The sequence below is a fragment of the Koromonas soli genome, assembly GCF_059726265.1.
In genome coordinates, this window is record NZ_AP040872.1 from 2965466 (window position 1) to 2988326 (window position 22861).

Below are 22861 nucleotides of genomic sequence, written 5' to 3' on the forward strand. Positions count from 1 at the left end.
AGTGCTCGGTCAGGCTGCAACCGGGCGCGATACGGGCCAAAGTCGTGTGCGATGGCGCATCAGATCTCCAACATGGAGCACGAAGTTGGGGGCCACCCCTGCAACCCCTGAGTGTTGCGGGACGTGATAAAAGATATTGCGCAACTTCGGATGCTCGTCGACATATTCGCGAATGTCTTCGAGTCTTTGTCCCGATTTCGCAAGCGCTTCTTCGAATTCCAGGCGTGCTTTGACCTTCGCTTCTCCAAGTGCCATCTGCACGCGGCTGTGCGCGTTGATTTCGCCTTCTCCAGAGGTTTCGATGGGGAGAAAGATCATTTCCTTGTACTGGTTAGCCACTGCCGATTGCACGGCATCGGACTGCGTTGAGGGCATGCATCCGAAGGGCTTCAAGGCAAGCACCATGTGGCATAGGCGATTGGTGGTGTAATACACGTTCTTGCCCACCTCAAGGTGCCCTTCGCCTCCGCGGGTGAACTGGTTGTAGAAGGGATCGGCGAAATCCGCGAGTTCCTTCTGCGGGATCAATTCGTGAGCAATCTCGCCTAGACCTTCCACCACGCGACTATATTGACGGTTGTAAATCCTCTCGCCGATGGTCATCATCAGCCACTTCTTGCGGTAGCTGAGTTCATTGGCCATGATCTTCTTTGGTTCATACCAGTGAGCATTGCGGTAGGGGACGTCGATAGCACGACGGAAGCGAGCGCGCTCTTTGACCTGGTACATCATGTACATCACCCACGTGCCAATAGGTTCGACGAGGACCTGCGCACCTTCGCGCTCGAGGAAAGCAAACATATTGAAGTTTCCATCGCCCTCGGTGATCTGGGCCCAGAATTCGCCGATGATCTTCACGACTGGCTTAACGCGCAGACGATTGACCTCGATGGTTTCTAACTGCGCGCGAACTTCGCTAAGAGCCTGTTTATACGGCTCGCCGTAGAGGTTCTCCCAAACCTTACCCAGAGAGTTGGTCGTTCTGTACCACTTCCTGTCGGTCTTGGTCGCAAGGCGATCTCGCAGGATAGGACTACGTTCCGCAAACTCATACGGCGGTCGTTCGCGAAGCATTCTGCAGAGCGTGTCCAGAGCGGACTGAAATACCTTGTCAGTCTTCCCTTTCTCGACTTCAAAGGGGCGAATGCGATGAATCATCTCGTTCATGACATCGCCGATGTTTAATGCGTTGAACATGCCCATTCCGAAATCGACAGAGAACTTGAGTCCCGCCTCCCCGGATGCGGCCTTTACGCCATCATTTTGCTGAAAGAGCAGAACACGGAAACCGTCGAAGCCGGCATTTTGCAGGGCGAGACGGTACTCGGATTCATACATGCCGAAGCGGCAGGGGCCGCAGGAGCCCGCGGTAAAGAAGACGTAATTGTCGATTATCTCCTGCCGCGTCTTGCCGGTTGACTCCAGGTACTTGAGGTATTGAACGAGATTGCCAACGGTGAAGTACGTGGGATTGCACTGCCCGTTGTTGCCGTACTCTTTGCCTAACTGAAATGCGGAAACGTTGGGCACGGGAAGAATCTCGCATTTGTATCCGCTTCCATGAAAGACCGCCTGGATGACTCGCTCGTGTTTCCATGTGAGGCCGCCAAAGAGAATGGTGACCTTGTTGCGTTCATCGCCAGTGAACGGGCGCTCCAAAGGCCTTGCAAAATGTGTAGCTGCTTCCGACGTCAATCCACGCTCGCGTAGCAGGCGCTCGCGCTCGGCTGCAATCAATTGGAAGATCTCTTCCTCGGATCGGGGGCGTAGGTTGTCAACGGAAACATCGACACGAGATGTTATGGCCATTTGCACTCCTCGGCAGAATCGCACCATCTAACGATGGAATGAGTTAGGTTTGGCCAGCCCGTCAGGATGTGGCGAGGGCAGTTCAGGGATACGGCATTGGACTGAACACTTCCGGCACTGGTTGCTCAAAATTTGAGAAAAAAGAACTGTTCCGAGATGCTGGGGAATGATGCGCGAGCAGCAAGCATTCATCGCTGAGATTGATAAACTGTAAGTGGCGTTCAATCAGTGTCTCGAAGCGGACAATTTGCGTCACAAATTCGGAGGACGATACAATCTGAGTTCGGCCTTACGGAAGCGAGTAGTGTCTGGTGATGCTCCCGGTCTTCAAAACCGGTGAGAGGCAGGTACACCCTGTCTCTGGTGTGTTCGACTCACACGCGCTTCCGCCAATCTTCACGTCATGCGGTTCTCGAAACAATCTCTCAAACTTGTGCAGGCGCACAACTTGGCTTAAGTTAAGCTCATGAAATCTGTCATCGTCGGCACAGCCGGGCATATCGACCATGGCAAGACCGTACTGGTACGAGCATTGACCGGTATTGACACTGACCGCCTCGAAGAGGAAAAACGGCGCGGAATTACGATCGATCTCGGCTTCGCGCACATGGACCTTACCACTCCTCACGGCAATGTTCGTCTAGGTTTTGTGGACGTGCCCGGACACGAACGGTTTGTCCGAAATATGCTGGCAGGAGTTGGCGGAATTGACGTACTGATGTTCGTCATTTCAGCCGAGGACTCGATTAAGCCGCAGACGCGCGAGCACTTCGACATATGCCGCCTATTAGAAGTGCCACGAGGAATCACGGTTCTGACCAAGAGCGACCTGGTGGATGAAGAAACACTTCAGGTAGTTCGGATGGAAGTGGAGGAGTTTGTTCGCGGATCTTTTCTGGATGTGAGCCGCTCGCCGATCATTGCCGTTAGCGCAAAGTCCGGAGCAGGTATTCCGCAGCTCAAGCAGGAACTAGCCCGGATTTCGTTGGAAACCGCCGCTAAAGACGCAGATGCGCCGTTCCGGCTGCCCATTGATCGTGTGTTCACGATGAAGGGTTTTGGCACGGTAGTCACGGGAACACTGATTTCTGGCCAGCTTAGCAAGGAGCAGGAGATCGAAGCTCTGCCCTCGGGCAAGCGGGTTCGCGTTCGCGGACTCCAGGTCCATGGTAAGGATGCACAAGCCGCAGTTGCTGGGCAACGTACTGCGCTGAACATTGCCGGAATTGCACAAGAGCAGTTGGGGCGAGGCATGATGTTGACACAACCTGGCCTGCTTCGACCTACGCGCAGGCTCGACGTTCAGCTTTCACTTCTCTCAGGAGTGAACTCGCTGAAGAATCACGCTGAAGTTCATCTGCATGTTTTTACCAACGAGGTCATTGCGAGAGTATCTCTCTACGACGGGGACGAGCTGCCCGCCGGTAACACAGCATGGGCGCAGCTTCGAACAGATTCACCTGTGGCATGCGCTCCGGGAGACCGCTTCATCGTCCGACAGTTTTCGCCAGTAATCACCATAGGCGGAGGCGTGATAGTCGACGTAAATCCCGTGCGGCGGGTGAAACCCGATTCTCGGATGCAGATGCTGAAGCAGCTTACGCAGGCGGACGATGAGGGCACGCTGGAGGTTCTGGTCACCCGTCGCGAAAAGCGAGGACTGCTTATCGAAGATGCCATTCGGGAAACTGGTTGGAGCATGGACCGGCTGAAAAGAACATGCGACAAGATGGCTGAGAAAAAAGTCGTTCGATTCAAGGACGTGCTGATCGCGCCAGGCGTATTTCAGCGCATCGCAGCTGAAATCATCGCCGTTGTACAAAGTTTCCATGTGAAAAACCCACTTGCTGGAGGTATCAGCAAAGGAGAGCTGCTGGAACGGAGCAAGCTTGACCGAGAGGTTTTTGCCGCGCTTTTTGAACAGCTGCTGGCAACGAAGAAGATTTGCGCTACGGGGGAACAAGTAAGTCTTCCGGGTCACCGCGTGCAGATGAAAGACGACGAAGCGGAGTCCAAGCAGAAAATTGAGCATGCATTCGCCTCTGCCGGGCTAAAGGTGCCGACACTGAAAGAGGTGCTGGCGGGATTGAAAATAGATTCGACAAGAGCCCGGCAGATTGTGACGATTTTGCTGCGAGACAAGGTACTGATCAAGATCAATGAAGATCTAGTGTTTCACAATAAGGCATTGGAAGAACTTAAGAAGACAGTCACCACTCTAAAGGCCCAGTCGGCCAAGATCGACGTGTCTCGATTTAAAGACGTGACCGGCGTCTCGCGGAAGTACGCGATTCCGCTGCTGGAATACCTCGATCGTGAGCATGTCACTAGACGCACTGGAGATGAGCGCATCATCCTGTAATCTGTGCCGGTTATGCGCTTGGACCTGATAAGAAAAGGACCGCATTACGTGCGGTCCCTTTTAGCAATTACGATAAAGCAACTTTAACCTCGACTTGTTTCTTCCCGTTGGTTGGGGGCGGCACAATGTCGCCTAAAAAGGGGATCCCATCGACGGTTATTTCGACGTTGTTGCCGGCACCCTTGCGCTCAACTTCGATGTTGTAGGTCACTCCACGGAACTTGCGGGTTGCCTTGAATTCGTTCCACGAGGTTGGAATAGCAGGAGCAATCTGCAATCCGTCGAGCGACGTGCGGAGGCCGAGAATCCACTGCACGATGGCATAGTAGTTCCAGGCTGCGGTGCCGGTGAGCCAGGAGTTCTTGGCTTCCCCGTGCGTGGGTGCATCCTTACCGGCGATCATCTGCGCGTACACGTAAGGCTCGCAGCGGTGCAGATCACTGATTGTCTCGCGGGCAGATGGGCAGATGCGGGTGTAGTAGTCGTGCGCCCGATCGCCATTGCCGAGCCGCGCTTCAGCAATCATCACCCATGGATTGTTGTGGCAGAAAATTCCAGCGTTCTCCTTGTAGCCCTCCGGATAAGAGGAGATTTCGCCCCACTGCACGTAGTACTTCGAATATGCTGGTTGATTAAGAACGATGCCGTGCTTCGTTGCGAGGTGTTTTCGCACGGATTCCATGGACTTCTGCGCCATGCCGTCTTCAAGACCGACCCCCGCCAGCACACAGAATCCCTGGGACTCGATGAAGATCTTGCCCTCTTCGCATTCATGCGAGCCGATCTTGTTTCCAAAGTCGTCATATGCGCGGATGAACCATTCACCGTCCCAACCGTGTTTGCCGATGACGTCCGTCATCTTAGCGACCTCAGCACGATATTTCCGGGCTTCATCGCCGAGCCCACGATGGCAGGCTAGATCGGCGAGTTCCTGTCCGGAGAGCACGAAGAGGCCCGCGATGAATACGGATTCGGCGACCCTGCCGTCCTTGTTGGTGGTGCATTGGAAGGACTGGCCGGGAGTATCGGAGAAGCAGTTGAGATTCAGGCAATCGTTCCAGTCGGCACGACCGATGAGCGGAAGTCCGTGGGGTCCGAGGCGGTCGAGTGTGTACTGGAAGCTACGCTGCAGGTGATCGTAGAGAGACGTTTCGGAACCGGGCTCGTTGTCATAAGGCACAAGTTCGTCGAGGATGCTCCAGTCACCCGTCTCCTTGATGTAAGTGCTGACGCCAATAATGAGCCAGTGCGGATCGTCGTTGAAATTGCCGCCGATATCGTTATTGCCACGCTTGGTGAGCGGTTGGTATTGGTGGTAGGCACCTCCGGAAGGCAACTGCGTGGAGGCCAGATCCAGAATGCGCTGGCGCGCGCGTGACGGAACCATGTGCACGAAGCCTAGCAGGTCCTGATTGGAATCGCGAAACCCGAGGCCGCGTCCGATGCCGGACTCATAAAACGACGCGGAACGCGACATGTTGAATGTCGCCATGCACTGATAGGGGTTCCAGATGTTCACCATTCGGTTGGTGTGAATGTCCGGCGTTTCGACTCTGCAGATGTCGAGCAAGTCGGTCCAGTAGTCCTTCAACTGGTTGAAGGCAGCATCGACGTTCTCCTTATTGAGATACTTCGCAATGACTGGCTTCACCGTCGTTTTATTGATGGCTTGTGAGTTGGGCGGATCAAATTTCTGATCCTTTGGGTTCTCATGGTAGCCGAGCAGGAAAATGATTTGCCTGGTTTCGCCCGGATTGAGTTCGAGCTTTATGTGATGCGAACCGAAGGGCGCCCACCCGTGAGCGATGGAGTTGAAGGACTCTCCGCGCTCGACCGCAGCGGGGTTCGCCCATCCACGATAGGGGCCGAAGAAGGTGTCGCGCTGCGTATCGAACCCGGCCGGCGTTTCTGAACAGGCGAAATACGCGAAGTGATCCCGGCGCTCGCGGTATTCGGTCTTGTGGTAGATCACGTCATCCACGACTTCTACCTGTCCGGTGCTGAAGTTGCGCTGGAAATTCGTGGCATCATCCTGCGCGTCCCAAAGACAGAATTCGATTGCGGAGAATGCAGAGAGTGATGCAGCGGCGTCGCGAGTATTGGTGATCGTGAGATGCCAGATTTCGAGATTCTCGCCGAGCGGGACGAAGTAACGTGTGCTTGCTTTGATTCCGGCGTACTTAGAACCGATTACCGTATAACCCAATCCATGACGGCAGACATAATCTTGAAGCTCTTTCTGCGTCGGCTGCCATGATGGCGACCAGAATTTTTTCGAATTGTCGTCGCGAAGGTATATATAGCGGCCGCCGAGGTCGAAGGGCACGTTGTTGTAACGATAGCGCGTGAGGCGGCGAAGACGTGCATCGCGATAAAACGAATAGCCACCGGCCGTATTGGAGATGATACCGAAGTAGTCTTCACAGCCGAGGTAGTTAATCCACGGCAACGGTGTGTCCGGCCGGGTGATCACATATTCGCGATTTACGTCATCAAAATACCCGAATTGCATGATAGCTCCAGTAATATCCGTCACACGGTCGCGACGGATACGGCAGGCTCAGACTGCTTTATGTCGTCTGAAGAGTCATCCAGTTTGCTGAGACGGTCGTACCAAGTGAATTTGAGAATGAATGATGTGAAAGCTACGATTGCGAGCGTCACCATCGCGGACGTGAACTTTTGGATGACGATATAGATCGGCAACGCGACAAGCGCAATCTGCCAGACGACGCCGACAATGATGTTGAACATGTCTATCCAGAACTCGCCGTTCGGCTTGAAGGAGGGGTCTTCGGCTTTAACCTTTTCGAGCACAGGTCCCCAGAATCCCCAAGGGCGGACGCGCCGGTAGAAGTCCATGAGAACTGCTTCTTCTTCTGGTTTTGTCAGCAGAGTGCCGAGAACGCAGCCGATGCCAGAAATGAACAGCAGCATCGGGAAGGCATAGAGTGGCAGGACGGCTGCATCTGGTTCAAAACCACGCGCAGCGAAGAAAGCTTGAACAGCGCTCAACCGCAACACGATCGGCACAACCAGTGAGCCCACGATTCCGGAAACCATTCCCCAGAAGTACCCGAATCCATTGAAGCGCCACCAATACCACTTCAGTACGTTCGACGCCATGTAGCCGCCCCAAAGCGCGGAGACGATCCATACGACGACCGAATTGATCGAGGCAACGAACCATCCACAGGCGATGCCGAGAACTACAACGACGAATGAGCTGAGATAACTGAGACGCATGTAAGTGCTGGGACTGGCGCCTGGATTGATGAACTTCTTATAGATGTCATTCACAATGTACGGCGGCGCGGCATTGACCGTGGCCGCGAAGTTCGACATGAACGCGGCTAGTAGTCCGGCAATGAGGAAGCCAAGCAGTCCGGCGGGAACAAAGCAACTCAAAGCCTCGGGCAATACCATTTCGAGATCGCTAATCTTGATGCTCGAGCTGTAGAAAACGAGAGCCAGTACTGTAAGTCCTGTGATCAGGAAGTATCGTGGGAACGTCAGAACGACATTGACCCATGCACTCATCATCGACGCTTCGCGCGGACTTTTCGTAGAGAGGATGCGCTGCATGTCATAGTTTGGCGCCGGGCCCGCCATACTGACCAGCATGCCCTTGAACAGCAACATCATGAAGAACAGGCCGAACAATTCGTAACCGTCTTTACTGATCTGGGTTGAGACCCCGCTCACGATGCCATCCCATCGGAGGTTCAAGTGCCAGCCGAAGAAGATGCTGTCCCATCCTGCGGGTACGAACCGGTGTAGTGTGGCGGGCGAGACCTTCACCATTGCAATGATTCCGACAGCAATTGACGCGATCGAGAGAATGAAGAACTGGATGACTTCCGTGATCACTACACTGAACATGCCGCCCTTGATCACGTAAAACGTGGTGATACCCATCAGGATCAGCGCATAGAGATTGGCATTCGTCAGCGGGTCAGCACTCAACTGCCAGGGTAAGAACTCGGTAGCAAACTTCCCAATCGCCTTAAAGGCGTATGTCAGGAATCCGATAACGCTCACCAAGGCATAAATCACAACAATGAAATGAGAGAGGTGTGCGCCGCGCGTGTCTCCGAAACGGGTCTTAATCCACTCCGCCCCGGTCATCACGTTGGAGCGACGCAGCCAACGTGAGAGATACACCATGAGGAAGATCTGGTTGAATGTCGGCCAGAGCCATGGTATCCACACGCTCTTTAGGCCATATACGAACATCCATGTGACCAGCAGCATCGTTCCGCCGATGTCAAACATGCCAGATGCATTCGATATTCCAAGCAGGTACCAAGGCATCGTGTTTCCACCGAGAAAATAAGCCTTCATGTCGCGTGAGGCTCGGTGCGATACCCAGTAGCCCACGAGAACGGAAGTCAACAGGTATGCCAATATGATCGTGATGTCGATTGCGTGTAGATGCACGTTACACCTCAGCTCTCAGATAATCGTGCGGTTCGCGGATCACCTTCGTGCAGACTATGACTATTTGGGTACGACAAACAGCGTGATCGACTGAGCCGGAAAGACTTCAGTGATCGTGCGAGTGGTCGCGTCCTTGGCAGACAGTGTCACCGCGACGTCAGGCCGATGGACAATCTGCGTGAGATCGCCATTGCTGTAAAGAAATTCCTGCGCGGAGCTTGCTGCAGTGGCGAAATTGGCAAGCGATAGCGTCGATGTTAGATCACCAAAACTTTTATTGATGACGATCATCGTCAGTGCCCCGTCGGAGCTGCGCAGAGCACCGTAAACTGCGAGTTGGCCCTGGCCATCTGCGCTCGAAGACGTTGTGCTTGTACTGCTTAGTGCGACATCGCCGAAGTTTGAATTGTTGCCGTCATAGTTTCGGTAGATGGCGAATGCCATGAGCGCGGGAGGTTGGGTGCTGTAAGTTGTCGTCGGCCAGAAAGCGGCCATGTCCAAGCCCTGCCTCCCGAAGATTCCCAGAATGTCAGCTTGAGCTACCGCGCCGTTGATCGATTCGAGACCACCAAAGTTGTATTCATCAATCCCAACCTTGGTACCAGGGAAATCCTTTGCTACCCATCCCTGCAACATCGGGATCAGTTGAGGAGCCTGCGCGGGCGGGGTGCAACTCGAAGTGTAATTGGAGTCGGTCGAGTAATTGGGTTGCGGGAAGGTGGAATCCGTATAGGTGGGATCCCAGAAGACTCGTGTTCCATCCAGACGTAGCGCTTGCTCAGCGGTGTCACCGGCTGTTGTCAGTCCTACCGAGCTGCCGTTGTACTTCGGCGCAAAGTAACCGTGAACGTCAAGATAGTCGAGCAGCCGGACGCCGTACTTCTGCGAGTAGGTATTGAACTGCTGCAAGTAGTACTCGAGCATGGGCACACCGGCGTGCGCTGCGCGATCTGTGGGATTACTCCATGGCTTGTAGCAAGGCGCTTTAGCATAGCCTTTACTTACATCTGATTGCGAGTAAAAGAACGTCCACCAGTTATCGATTACGGGACCGGTCACAAGCGCCGTGGGATCAGCCGTCTTGATGGCAAGAGCCGTTCCAATACCACTGTTCGTAACTTCGTCATAAGTGAAAGAATTCGGATGTACATCCCGATGGACACTGCTCCACCAGGTTGGTTCATTATCCAAGTCCCAGATGGCAACGCTAGCGCCACTATTTGCAGCGCCAAAAGTCTGCTTTATGGAGTTTATCCACGCGCCTGACCAGGTGGACGTTGCCCACGACCACAATGATGACGATCCCGGTGCAGGGGTGGATGTGGCCGTGATATCGGGTGGAGTTTTCTGAATGCTGGTAACGGTTGCGGCGACTCCAGTGATATTGCAACCGGAAGAACTGGTACACCCATTCACTCCATTTGCGTAGTAACCTATGCCACACTGTTGTGCGCCAGAGTTATACGTGCTGTACGACGCTTGATTGGGATACGTGCTTTCAGGGTAACTGCACGCGTATCTTCCACTCGAGACCCAGCCAATCAATGGAACCGTGCCGAGAGCCACTGCCCCGGAACCGATCGTGCTTGATACAAATTGAGTGAACGTAGTTCCGCCACTCACATTAGGAAATCTGCTCAGGGCACCCGCGGTGTTCTTAAAGTAATCGTCTTTGCCGTCGTTGCTCCAGGCGTTTTGATAGTTGTAGCGCGAAGTGTCATCGCCGCCCCAGCGGATGAGACTTGGGTGAATGGTTTTCGCTGATTGCAGATCGAGTTGAAATCCGTTGATTCCGTATATCAATGGGCTGATGGTGTGAGTCTGGCTTGCGGCATCCACGTGAAGCGCGGGGCCTGCAACTTTTGTTGGCGGCTTCAATGCGACAGTGACAGAGCCACTCTTGGTCGGATCTTCAGTGCTTGTCGCTGTTACGCTCACGCTGGACGGGGCAGGATAAGGTGTTGTGTACAACCCGCTCGAGCTGAGCGTTCCGGGGCTGAGCTTTCCACACGAAGGGCAACTCAGACTCCAACTTACTCCGTTGCTGAAGTTAGCAACGCCTGTGACCGTAGCAGTGAATTGCTGCTGGGTTCCTATGGTTGCAGTGTTGGGCGACACAGACACTGCAGTGACGCCCGGCTGCGCATAGGTCGCCGTCACAGTCGCATTGGAGTTCAAAGTTACGCTACAAGTCGTGTTGTTACTGGTATTGCATCCTGACCACGAAACAAAATAATTGCCGCCGGAGGTAGCAGGAGCGGTAAGCGTCACTGTCGTTCCCTGGGTATAGACGCGCCCGAAGCTGGTGGATCCATCAGATGCGCCATTCATATCTGCCGGAGCTACGCCGATTGAGACACCTGACGTGGGATTGGAGGAGTTGACGGTGATTTGGTAGTTCGTTGGCGTTGGAGCGGGAGCACCAGTGCTGCTCGCAACATGCCCGCCTGCGCAACTACATATCAAGGCAAACAACAAGCCTGCCACGCTCAACTTGATAAGCCGCACTAAGTTTCCCATCTTCTTCCCGCAGTTTGCTTATGTTCTGATTACCGTTGCTCGCGCGCGCGTTCAAAGGTATGCGCAACAGAGATTGCAGCGCGCTTCGGTATTCCGGAAGCGCCAAACAGCAAAGGTCGCTGGGCTTTCGGGCCGGAAACAGCTTCCGCGCCGGTGGGTCTTGGAATATCCCACACGCCCCAGGTGATGACGACACGAACTGCTTTACTATCAAGAACCAGGTCGAGATAACGCTTGTACATATCTGCAACTGCATCATCGCGTTCCTGCTCGTCTCCAGTGAAGCGGCTGTCATCTACATCTAACTCGGTGATGAAAACCTGCATTCCGAGATCGTGCACGGCATCGATGAAATCCGGCAATCCATAACCGAATTTTTCCCCAGTTCCAGCACGAAGGTGAGATTGCAGCCCAACGGCATCAATCGGAACGCCGCGCTTCTTCAGATCGCGCAGCATCGCAAGTACGGCTTTTCGCTTGGGATTATCAGAATGATTCTCGTATTCGAGTCCCCAATCGTTATAAGTGAGGATGGCGTCTGGATCTGCCGCTCTCGCCGCTTGATAAGCGATGTCGAGATAGGCGGGCCCAAGCGTCCGATACCAGAAGGAGTTTCTCCATGCGCCTGGCTGGTTATCCTTGATATGGATCGCTTCATTCACGACATCCCACGAATGCACTTTTCCTTTGTAGCGACCTGCCACCATCGCGATGTGTTGCCGGAGCACCGTTTCCGCATTGGCGTTGGTGACGGTATTGGTAACCCACGCCGGTAAGGCACGGTGCCAGCAGAAACAATGGCCTCGCACTTTCATGGAGTGCCGTTGGGCGAATGCGACGATAGCATCGGCGCGATCGAAGGTGAATTGGTAGGGCGCGGGATGGACAGCTTCCCACTTCATCTCGTTTTCCGGGGTAAGGATGGAAGCTTCACGCGACACCAGATCTGCATAAGCAGGATCCGCAAGGCGCTTCTGATTCACTGCGAAACCAAAGAAGACATTCTTCTTCGCGGCCAATCGTGCCAGCGCATCCGGAAGCTCAGGCTGCTTTGTTTTGAATGCTCCCAGAGCGGTAGAGGAAAGCCCCATCCCAAGCAGACCCGCGCCAACTGTCTGCATAAACTCGCGGCGGCTATGCATTTTTCTTCTCCACAGGAATGGACAGAAGTGCAGCGCTGTAAGGCGCAAGGTGAAGTAAAGCTTCGCCGTTACGGAAGCGCACTACTTCATTTCCTGCTGGTTGGAATAACCCCTGCGGAGTAACAGTGGAGTTTGCAAGCGTCACACCGATCTTGCTCGAAACGGACGGTGCCTCCATTCGCCAAACATTTCCACTCGCTGTTTCAGACACACCGGAAGCATTCACATGGTATGAGAGAGAATCCTTGCTACGATTAATCGCGCAGATTCTAAGCTCGTCACCTGACTTCGCGGCGTAAACAGAACTGTTCTCTGCAGTTGGAACATCTGTGCGAAGAAGCGTCCCGCCCAAAAACGGCCGAACGAGCAACATTCCGTAGTAGATCGGACGCGCCGTGTATCCGTCGCGGGGTGACCCGGCAATCGGCGTGTAGAAGCCATTAGCTCCGCCGTGGAGATTCACGCCACTCGCTCCTGCCTGAGCCATAGTGAGCATGAAATCGGCCACCCAGAGTGCCGAACCAAATGTGTTGCTGACGCCTTCTTTTCCGGCGCCCCAGCAACTGTTGCCTTCGGCCATTCGGTACGGTACTCCGCATTTTCTCGAGAGTGAGATTGCATCGGCGGCGAACGAGTGCAGTCGTTTGCCCGAGTTGAGCAGATAGTCGATCGTCATCTGAGGATCGCTCGGAGGGCCCTCTGGATAAAAATGGCTCGTCTGAAGTGCGAGTTTGTCGCCTACATCCCGGACAAATTGCGAATTCCACTTGGGGTTGGAACTGTCCGGACCCGCGATAGGAACGGTCGGCAGTTGCTCGCGAATCGCGGAGAAGAACTCCTTCCACTTGGCGATGAACTCGTCATACGTCCACATTTTGGTTTTGTCGCCACCATGTTTGAACAGGTCAGGTTCATTGCCAAACTGTAGGGCGATGAGTCGGTCGCCAATCACGCTGGATACGTACTTCGCTTCGTCCACGGCCGAAGCGGCATCTCCACGCGCAAGGTTCAGGCCGTAGATGAGTCTCCATCCAGTCGATCTTAGGAAACCAGCAAGGTTGTCGATCGACTTCCGGCTTACGGGAAAAACACGGTCTGAGCCGAGTCCAGGATCAGGACCTTCAGTCTCGCCGGGAATGTCGTCGAGTGAAGCATCCGGCGTCCACTTGGTGAACTCGCTCATGTTGCCGCCAAGACGCAGCACGCCGTGATCCCCGAGAGTCCTGAAGAACTGCACTAGGTTGTGGTTCTCTGCATTAAAGAACTGCGGGTGTGACAATTGCGATGACTCGTAACTCAGCCCCGTGAACTCGTCTGGTATGCGAGCGATTTCTTCGTTCCATATTCGGATTACAGAATCGTACTGCTTGGCTTCCAGAGCACTAGGGAAAACCCCATGCATGATCATGGCTGCAGCACCACCCAGCATTCCCTTGAAGAGTGTTCGCCGGCTGATCTTGTCAAAGTCGTTCGTGAGGGATTTCTGTTCCTTAGGTGAAAACACGCCTGCTCCTGCCCACTCGGAAATTGTTTAACGAGAGGCCACTGGGGGGAATGGCCTCAGGAGAAAGGTGTGGGACACACGACAATCGTGTGTCCCCATTTCCTAGAAGCTGAACTTCGCGGCGAGTTCGATCACGCGACGTCCCTGCTTATAGCCTGCAAAGCCAAAGCACGGAGACCCGATGACTGAGCAGCCCTCTGTGGGCGCCGCCGCCAGCTTGGGAGCAGCAGTAGTACCGGTCCAGTTGAGGTTTGCCTCGGCTGGGAATCGTCCAGAGAAGCTGGTGATCGGATGGTTCAGGAAATTGAAGCCTGCGAAACGAAGCTGGAGGCTACGTCCATCCATCAACAGGAAGTTCTTGAATAACGTGATATCTGAGTTGAAGTATGCGGGACCATGAATGTAGGGGAAATTGAAGTTTCCATTTACAGTGCCCATCTGCGGCAATGCAAAGCAATTCCCTTTCACGTACTGATACTTCCGCAATCCATCGGTCGGATCGCAGGTAACGATGGGCTGCAAGCTCACGTCGGGAGTTCCAAGGTACGTCGTGTTATTCACCGAGTAGGTCGTACTCGGATTAGCGGCGAGAGAGACATTTCCCTTCATCTTGAAGTTCAGAGCGTAAACAGATTGCAAATTGGGCCCGGACTGGAAGGAGGTAATGCCAGAGGCTCCCCAACCGTTTGCGAGAATCCGCAGAACCTTTTGGTGCGCGAAGTGATGCGTCCCGAAGTTGAGCGAGTACGTTACGTTCACCACGTGAGACCTGTCCGAATTGAGTGGGCCGTAGTTGTTGCGAAGATAGATCGGATCACCAGGCTGGCCGGATACGTTTCGGATTCCGAGGTTCTTCGACCATGTGTAATTGACGCCGTAAGTCACCGCGCCAGAGGTGCGGGTCAACGCGGTCTGGATCGCGTTGTAGTAGCTGTACGAAAGATGGCGGGGTACCTCAACCGCCTGGTACGGCTTATATTTCCGGTAGTCGCCTTGCTGCGCGATTGAGAGCGACGCCGGATAAACGAATGTGCCCGTAATGGGATCTGGAGCAAACAGCGCGCCGATCGGCAAAGCGTTCACGTTCTGCAGGTTTCCCTCAAGCAGAAGATGATGGCTCTGAGATCCGACATATCCGATCTGATAAGTGGTCTTTTTGGGCAGTCTTTGCGTGAACGTCAGATTGTAGGTGTATGTCAGCGGCTGCTGGTTATCGGTCGGATCGAGTCCATAGACGGTTGCGTTGAGCGATCCACATTTCGATGTTTGATTGGCCAGCGTGTGATTTGTGCAGTCCGCAACCGAAGTAACGCCTTTGGCTAATTTACTCAGGTTGATTCCAGAACCGCCGACCGTTGATATAAACACTCCCTGAGCAGTTGCTGCAGCCTGTGCATAAGAGTTTCCGGAATCATGCGAGCGATACGCACCGATGCCTCCGCGAATGACCGAACTACCGTTACCAGAGAGGTCATAAGCGACGCCGAAGCGCGGCGAGTAGAAGAACAGCCTGCCCTGCGTGCCTGAGTTCGGCACTGAAGGATCGATTCCGTGCCAATCCAGACCCGGGAGCGTTTGGCTTACCGGGTGCTCGTAGATCTTAGGACTAAAAATCGCGATTCCGTTGTTATGGCTGTCCTGCCAGGCACCAAGGTGGTCGAATCGCATGCCAAGTGTGAAGGTCAGACGGCGCGAGACCTTCCAGGTGTCCATGCCGAAGAAATCAACAGTCCAGTAGTAGAGGTTGAGATTGGTCTGAAGATTCTGCTGATAGAACTGGGTAACGTCGCCGATGAGAAAGTCCGCAAGATAGTTTGCAGCGGGGTCCGCTTGCAGCGTCTTGCTATAGGTTCCATCGGGATTCTGAATCTGACCGCCATTGGGCAAGTAATACTGAGTAATCAGGCCATTTGTTTGTGGCGTCTGGAGTGTGACATTCGAGGTGGTTCGTTGCACGAACGCACCGACTTTCAGTGTGTGCGCGCCAACGATCTTCGTAAGATTGTCTCCGAACGACGGAGTAAACGAGTGCTGGAAGAAAGGCCCATTCGACAAGTCGGGATAGAGCGCAATGGGAAGCCCGTCGTAACTGTAATCACCGAATTGCGGTATCTGTGTTGTGGCGCTCGGATATATGCCGCTGTAGTTGTAGCCTAGGCTTGAGGCTTGCAGCAGGCTCGGATTCTGCAGATTGAAGTCGTTCTTATTGTAATTCGCCGAAGCAAAAGCTTCGTTCGTCATGGTGGGACCGAAAATATAGGTCGTGTTGAGGCTGAGCGACTGAGTAAGAATTCGCGAGAACGACTTTCCCGGAGTATTCACGCCACCCATAGCCGGACCACCGTTTGCAGGTGAGTAGTACTGCGTTTCCGGAATTCCGGTGATGCGACCGCCCTCGATGCTGTAGCTCAACGTCAGTTTCAGATTGTCGGTTGCGGCATCGTCGATCTTCGAATCCATCTGCCAGAGGTCGTTGTTTTCGAAGTTCGTGGTCGCGTAATTGAAGCCGTTCACGGACGGACGGTTCGGCAGAGGCAACGTATTGATCAGGGCACGAGCACCAGGATCCATGCCGCCGGCGAGATTGCCATTGAGGACTGTCATCCCAGTGTTCGTCACCCCGGTAGGCGTGCCGCACACGTGTACAAATGATGCCAGCCATGCATATCGCGCGGACGCTGGAGTGCCCGTGGTGCAATTAGCCTTCAACGTAGGGGCGTCTACACCCAGATACTTCGCGAGTGATGCTTGCGAAAAATCTCCCGCGCGCATGTCGGCCGTTGGAACTAGAGCAAGGATGGAAGATTGCAGAGCAGATCCATAGGAATAGACGTTTCTCTGCACATAATCTTCAGCACCCACGAAGAAGGTAAGGCGCTTGGAACGGTTGAAGTCGCTAAAAGGAAGCTTTACAGGGCCACCGAAATTCACGCCAGGGTACAGATACCTGTCCTGAGCGTCAGGCAAGCCTTGATTCTTGCTGAACCAATTCTGGGTGTTCATCAAATGGCTTCTTGCGTAGCCGTAGAGAGATCCGTGGTATTCGGTTCCACCAGACTTTGTGATCGCACTCAGTACGATTGGTCCCTTTGCCTGGTCGGCACTGAAGGCGGAAGTTTGGACCTTAACCTCCTGCACCATTTCCTGGTTGATGTTCTGAGTCGTACCACTTCCAGCGGTTGGATCTGTAACGTCAACTCCGTTGGCGGAAACACTGACGCCACCGGTAGGAGAGCCATTGGCTACAAAGTTGCCCAAACCTCCACCAACGGTAACCTGTCCCGGATCATACGTTCCGTTTGTAAGACCAAGAGGAGGAACAATAGCGAAGCCGGGCAGCATGCTGACTAGTTCCGAGACGTCGCGGCCCTGAACGGACAACTGCTCGATGTCGGCTGCCGAGATCAACTGCGATTTCTCGCCGGTGTTTGGCACCTCATCTTCGGCCTTCACTTGCACCGTAGTCGTAACGGCACCTACACGCAGGGTTACATTGAGACTCTGCGTATCCGTTGGATGAAGGACGATCTCTTTTACTTCTGTTGTGGTGAAGCCATCACGCTTCACGACGAGGGTGTAACTTCCGGGAGGCAACGCGGCGAAGTGGAAAACGCCTTCGCCGCTGCTGACCGTCGTACGCGTATCCTTCGTCGTGGTGCTGCTAAGAATGAGATCGGCACCGGGAATGCGCGCACCATCTGGATCCACGATGTTACCCGAAAGTGTTGCCATCGCCGTTTGCGCGTGCAGGCGGCTAACCGTCACCGTGCAGCAGAGCAGCAGAATCGCTGCCATGATCTGCAATACCTTGCCAAACCGAACTAGAGCGAAATGAAGATCTTTGTTCATCACTGGGTCACCGTAAGATTGATCGTCAAACTCGTCGTTGCCTTACTACTTGTCGCAGTTACCTTCACAGGCATGGTGCCAGTGGGGGTGACAAGCGTATGTGGGGTGCTGCAACTGGTGAATCCCAAACACAACGCCAGCATTAGGAGACATCCTGTGACGAGAATTCCGAGGCGCTTGCGCCGAACCAGCGTTAGCAGAGGAAGACCAAACAAAATGCTGCAAAGGAATGGCGTGCTTCGATTAGGACGAGAGCGCCTGGAATTTGCCGAAAGCTTCTCAGTCCCGGGGTCCACGTTCACCTGAACGGACATGGTTACGGTTGTCGGCGCAATCGGCTTAGTCGTTGGCGATTTCATCAACGTGAGGTACTGCGGTGAGAAAATACACGCCGCATAACTTGGCAAACCACTGCAGGAGAAGGTGACAGGAGCGCTGTCAAGCCCAGCAACGGATGCGACTGAAAGAGTCACGCTTCCAGAAAGAACGGCCGAAGTGGTCAGCGAAGAATTGCTCGAGGTCATTTGAATCGCGGGAGCTGAAACGATTAACTGAGCGGCGGCGGAGGTGGACGGACTGTAGTTCGCGCTGCCCTGGTACACGGCTACGACCTGATAATTCCCCGCGGGAACAGAACTGGTGGTCAACACGGCGTTGGAACTTGCATCGAGTGTTGCCGATCCAAGGGTGGTTGAGCCAGATATGAAGTTCACTGTGCCGGACAGCAATCCCTTGACGCTGGGAGTTACTTGCGCCGTCAAGGTCAACGGCGTACCAACTTCCTGACTGACCGGATTTACGTATGTTGTGGTCAGATTCAGCACGATAGTGGTCGCGGCCGGCGCGACGGTGGAGGTGATTTCCGGCGACGTGGTCGGCTGATAGTTCTCATCGCCCGAATAAGTCGCGTAAACCGTGTTGGAACCACCGGAGAGAGCCGTGGTCTGAATGCTCGCCGTGCCGTCGTCCTGAAGTGACGTCGGCTTTTGCGCGACGCCATTGATTACGAAGGTGATCGTCCCGGTCGGATCGGCGATGTTGAAGGTGCTCGGCGTAAGTTTGGCGCTAAAAGTCGCTGTCTGACCGTAGGTAAGCGTACCCGTGGGTGACGTCAGGGATACCGCAAGCGAAGTTGTCGCGAGGAAGCTCCCACGGCCCGACAAGGTCAGGCGCAGAGGCGACATGTTGGTGACGTTGATGGTGAGTGCTTCACTGGCCGCGCGGTTCGCAGTGGGAGTGAAGGTGGAGTCGATGGTGCAGCTTGCGGCCGGAGCCATCGACAGACCTGCAATGCAGGTTCCCGAGGAATTCACCGAGAAGTCAGTCGCGTTTCCGGTGGCACTATAAAGCGGAGTCCCCAAGGTCAGCGGATTGCTGGCCGACGTGAGATTGCCGCTGGAGACTAGTGTGGCAGTTTGTACGGAGCTGCTATCTCCAACGTTAACGTTTCCGAAGTTCAGCAGAGCGGATGTACGGCTCACCTGGTACAGGCTCTGCGTACTGGAATCGGATACAAGCAGGTTTCCCGCCTGGTCAATGGCCACCGCCCAAGGTGAAGTGAAGCTACCGGCTGAGACGGCGGCCGAGCGATTAAGGCTTCCGTTGACGACCGGAATGCGCACGACTTGCGCTGTGCCACTATCCACCAGGAAAAGATCTCCGGCTGGATCAAGGGCGAGCCCTGTGGGATTGGACAGACCGGCTGCGATGCTTTTCGCAGCGTTCGAGCCCTGCGTAAATTCGGTTACCGTACCTGCAGAGGAATCTCCGACATAGACATTTTCCGAAGCGTCCACGGCGAGCGATACCGGGGTTCCGATTGCGGTGGAAAGAATGGCCGTCAGCGCGGTGGGAGAGCCGCGGAAATCGTATCTCGCCAGTTGTCCCGGCTGAGCAATGTAAAGCGTGTTCAGCGAGCCGCAAGCAATCGCAATAGGAGCAGTCAACCCACTGGCGACGGTAGTCTGCGAACTGTTCGACAGCGTGCCGGAAAGGTTCTGAATTCTGACAACGCGAGAGTTACCAGTATCTGCAATGAACAGATCGCCGGCGTAGTTGACGGCAACAGCCGTCGGGGCGTTCAACCCTGTTCCAAGCGATATCGGAGTGCCGGTTCCACCAACAAGTTCGTACACAGTGTTGGCCGCAGTGTCGGCCACAAACACATTTCCAGCGCCGTCAACTGCGACACCTGCCGGATTCTGGTAGCCAGATCCGACTACAGAAGAGGTGCCAGGATCAATTGTGATTTGCGAGCCCTGACCAATTGCGGAATACGCAAACTGTCCTAAGACAGTTCCCGCCGATGTCTGAACCCCCATGATGCCGGAAACTTGCCCGACTTTCGTCGGCGAGATGGTCATGTTCAATGAACAGGACTGAGTCGGCTTATAGGTTGTGCCCGCGACGCAGGTGCCGAGAGTCGCGGTTACTTTCGCTCCATTGGCCTGCGTGTAGATCCCAGAGAAAGTGGCAGTTGTGTTGAAAGAGGCCTGAATCGTGTATTGCGTACTGTTATTAAGAAGAGGAAGTATTCCGGCAGAGAATGTCTGCGTATGTGATGCGTTGATGGAGGTCGTTCCGCTAGCCGCACCGGTATAGTAAACCGTACCGAACGAGTCAACGCCTACGCTGTTCTGCGAGTACTGCGGAGTAAATACATAGAGATCCGCGAAATTAAGAGCCCCATTCTCCAGGGGCACGACAACAATGCGGGAATTGCCGGTGTCGGTAACAATCAGATTGCCCGCTTGATCGACGGTTACGCCTGTCGGACTCTTCAGAGAGGAGGTAATCGGGGTCGGAGTTACGCCCACCGAGCCTGCTGGTATGTAATAAAGGTTGGTCGGAGACAGTGAAGCACTAGATGAAGCCTGCCCCTGTGCATAGTAGAGATTGCCAGCTTTGTCGCTCGCAATTTGAGCCGAAGTCACATGCGGCAGATTGTTGGCAACAATACTTACGGTCCCGTTTGCCGACAGCTCGACGATGCGATTGACAGTGCCGCCACCCGACGCGCTGTCGCTGATGTCCACGAAGAAAAGATCGCCAGCGGCATCGATCGCGACATCGCCTGTCTGCATGTAGTAGCCGACTGCTACCCAGCTCGACGTCGGAAATACACAGGGCACCTGTAACCCTGTCGTACACAAGGTGTTTGCCGTTTTCAGGTCTTTCATGCTGACGTTGGTCGCATACGTCCCGTTCACGAACGGAATCCGCACCACTCTTCCGTCGTAAGCGGCGGCAACGTAAACGTTCCCCGCGCTATCGACCGTGACTCCATCAGGGGTACTGGATGATCCGGCAGTGATCTGGACCAGCAAGGGGACGGGCGTAGCGGTTCCCGCAGGAATCTCAACAATCTGCGCATTCGCCGGATCTTCGAAGAAGACATCTCCTCGTGCGTTAGCTGCTACGCGCGATACGCCCTTGGTCAAATTGCTGTAAACAGTCTTATGAAGACTCATTACTAAGGGGGGAGTTTGGGCTGACGTGACCCAGCAGCTTAGAAGCAGAAACAAGATGAGCAAGACCACATGGGTGGTCATAGACGCACTGCGGACACGAGACATGATCTGGTTCTCCAAGCAAGCGAACAGTTGTCGGGGTGAGTAGATCGTAACCCGATCTGCACCCCGAAGCACTGACTTTCAAGAATCCGCTTATGGCTTAAATAACAAACGCTGATAACGCTAGCGCCGTGGAGAGAGTCACGAAACGTGTTTAACCGTATAAACATGAATCGTTTTGGAGATTTGTTAGAAGTGTCTTTGAATCAGTGACGTACAAGGAAGTGAGCGCCTGTATGATACAGGCTAAAATCAATTTTTCCGCTCACGTGTCGCCAAAATCGAAGGGGAGTGCGCTCGTCTATTGTCGAAAATCGGCAAGGTTCGCTGAGAAACCTATGTACAAGGTTGGGATTCCCGCCGGAGATAGATGGGCGACGTCGCGCGGGTTCGACTTGTTTTCGGAACGACCAGTTGATGAATGCAGGTAAGGTGGTTAACTCGACCTGCATCATCTCGGGAATTCGGCGGAACTTGCCAAACCCTGCTGACGCAAGAACCGGATCATTGCGTCGTTTGTCGCTTGGCGCCAGAGTTCGTTTGCCCAAAACGCATGTGGTCCACCTTCAGCCGTGAAGAGATCGGCCTGAACGCCTGCCTCTTTCAATGCCGCCACCATTTGTATTGCATGTTGGTAGGGGACGGTTTGGTCTGCTGTGCCGTGAAGAATCAGGAAAGGAACGGAGGTCGAGGAAACGTGAGAAACGGGCGAGGCTTGTCCGCACAGTTCTGGGGCCTCCTTGCAGGACTTCCCTAGGAATCCTGTGACCATCCTGGCCTCGTGTTGCATGTGGGTGAGGTCCAGGACCGGATTGAAAGCGATTACATCCGCGATTCTCGATTCGGGGTCGCTGGGAAGAGTTCCAAGCATTGCCGCGAGGTACCCGCCAGCGGAACTACCCACGGCAAAGATTCTATTCGGGTAAACATGGTACTTCGCGGCGTTCCTGCGAAGCCAGCGAACTGCCTCTCGCGAGTCCTCAAGCGCCGCCGGATATCTTGCCCGGGGTGACAACCGATACTCGATGGCCATTCCCACCACACCATAAGTAGCTAAAAATGCGGCCTGTTTCTGAAGTTGCTTCCGATCGCCGTTGATCCAGCCACCGCCATGGATGAATACGGCGCCAGCGAATGGCCCCTCCCCTTTGGGCAGGTATAGATCGGATTTCAGCTCGATTCCATCGGGTGAAGCATAGGTAAGGTCGGTGATCAGCTCGAAATCTTCGGATCTGCTGAACCGAAGCTCCCGTTGATCAGGATTCGGTACTTCAGCTTTCGGGGTGTGCGGCATCGGCTGTCGAATGGCCGTTGAGCTCGGAGACGGCTGCTGCTGCGCAATACCATTCATGATGAAAACTGCCAGGAACAAAACACAAAGCACTCTCGCCATTGCTACTCCACATCATCAGGAACTGACAATTGGATCATGGTAGCTGTTCGAAATCAGGTTGAGTAGCGTTCCAACCGTATGTAACGAGCAATCGCCCGCAATTTTCTCCGAAGTTGTTGACACGACTAGAACTGTTATGCGCTGCTAGCAACCTGAACTGCTGTATAATACGGGGCTGGATTCACCATTTCATACTCAATTTTGGCCGCTGCGCCAGAACCGAGCTGTGCCGCGACTGGACGGATCGAAGCGTTTGGTCCTTCGTGTCGC

Annotated in this window: 10 protein-coding genes and 1 tRNA gene; 2 read left to right on the forward strand and 9 right to left on the reverse strand. The window is 54.3% G+C overall.

Features of this window, described 5'->3' with window-relative positions; genetic code table 11:
- Positions 1-9: 9 nt before the first annotated feature.
- Positions 10-1809: a hypothetical protein gene (locus tag AC6IY8_RS12975; protein ID WP_497774938.1), complete on the reverse strand. Its 1800-nt coding sequence runs from the start codon at positions 1807-1809 to the stop codon at positions 10-12.
- Between the two features lie 293 nt (positions 1810-2102).
- On the opposite strand from AC6IY8_RS12975, the gene AC6IY8_RS12980 reads away from it, so the two are divergent.
- Both AC6IY8_RS12980 and selB read left to right on the forward strand, forming a co-directional pair.
- A tRNA-Sec gene (locus tag AC6IY8_RS12980) sits at positions 2103-2201 on the forward strand.
- A 74-nt stretch (positions 2202-2275) separates the two neighbouring features.
- Positions 2276-4171, forward strand: a complete 1896-nt coding sequence (gene selB, locus AC6IY8_RS12985) for a selenocysteine-specific translation elongation factor (protein WP_497774940.1) — start codon at positions 2276-2278, stop codon at positions 4169-4171.
- Between the two features lie 67 nt (positions 4172-4238).
- Here the strand turns inward: selB and AC6IY8_RS12990 are convergent, their stop codons facing one another.
- From AC6IY8_RS12990 to AC6IY8_RS13025, 8 genes are all read right to left on the reverse strand, one after another.
- The gene (locus tag AC6IY8_RS12990) at positions 4239-6683 is read right to left on the reverse strand and encodes a glycoside hydrolase family 94 protein (protein WP_497774943.1); all 2445 of its coding nucleotides are present in this window, start codon (positions 6681-6683) and stop codon (positions 4239-4241) included.
- A gap of 20 nt (positions 6684-6703) precedes the next feature.
- Positions 6704-8611 carry a sodium:solute symporter family protein gene (locus AC6IY8_RS12995; RefSeq protein ID WP_497774945.1) on the reverse strand — a complete coding sequence of 636 codons (1908 nt, stop codon included), beginning with the start codon at positions 8609-8611 and terminating at the stop codon, positions 6704-6706.
- A 60-nt stretch (positions 8612-8671) separates the two neighbouring features.
- Positions 8672-11131: a glycoside hydrolase family 44 protein gene (locus tag AC6IY8_RS13000; RefSeq protein ID WP_497774946.1), complete on the reverse strand. Its 2460-nt coding sequence runs from the start codon at positions 11129-11131 to the stop codon at positions 8672-8674.
- Between the two features lie 29 nt (positions 11132-11160).
- Positions 11161-12150 carry an endo-1,4-beta-xylanase gene (locus AC6IY8_RS13005; RefSeq protein WP_497774947.1) on the reverse strand — a complete coding sequence of 330 codons (990 nt, stop codon included), beginning with the start codon at positions 12148-12150 and terminating at the stop codon, positions 11161-11163.
- Between the two features lie 115 nt (positions 12151-12265).
- Entirely contained in the window at positions 12266-13777 is a 1512-nt protein-coding gene (locus AC6IY8_RS13010; RefSeq protein ID WP_497774949.1) for a hypothetical protein, read from the reverse strand.
- A 102-nt stretch (positions 13778-13879) separates the two neighbouring features.
- Positions 13880-17626, reverse strand: coding sequence for a TonB-dependent receptor (locus AC6IY8_RS13015; protein WP_497774952.1), 3747 nt, complete (start codon positions 17624-17626; stop codon positions 13880-13882).
- On the reverse strand, positions 17626-21096 hold the full coding sequence (locus AC6IY8_RS13020) for an Ig-like domain repeat protein (protein ID WP_497774954.1): 3471 nt from the start codon (positions 21094-21096) through the stop codon (positions 17626-17628). The genes AC6IY8_RS13015 and AC6IY8_RS13020 overlap by 1 nt, the downstream gene beginning before the upstream one ends.
- Before the next feature lie 553 nt (positions 21097-21649).
- Entirely contained in the window at positions 21650-22591 is a 942-nt protein-coding gene (locus AC6IY8_RS13025; protein ID WP_497774955.1) for an alpha/beta hydrolase fold domain-containing protein, read from the reverse strand.
- Positions 22592-22861 lie beyond the last annotated feature (270 nt).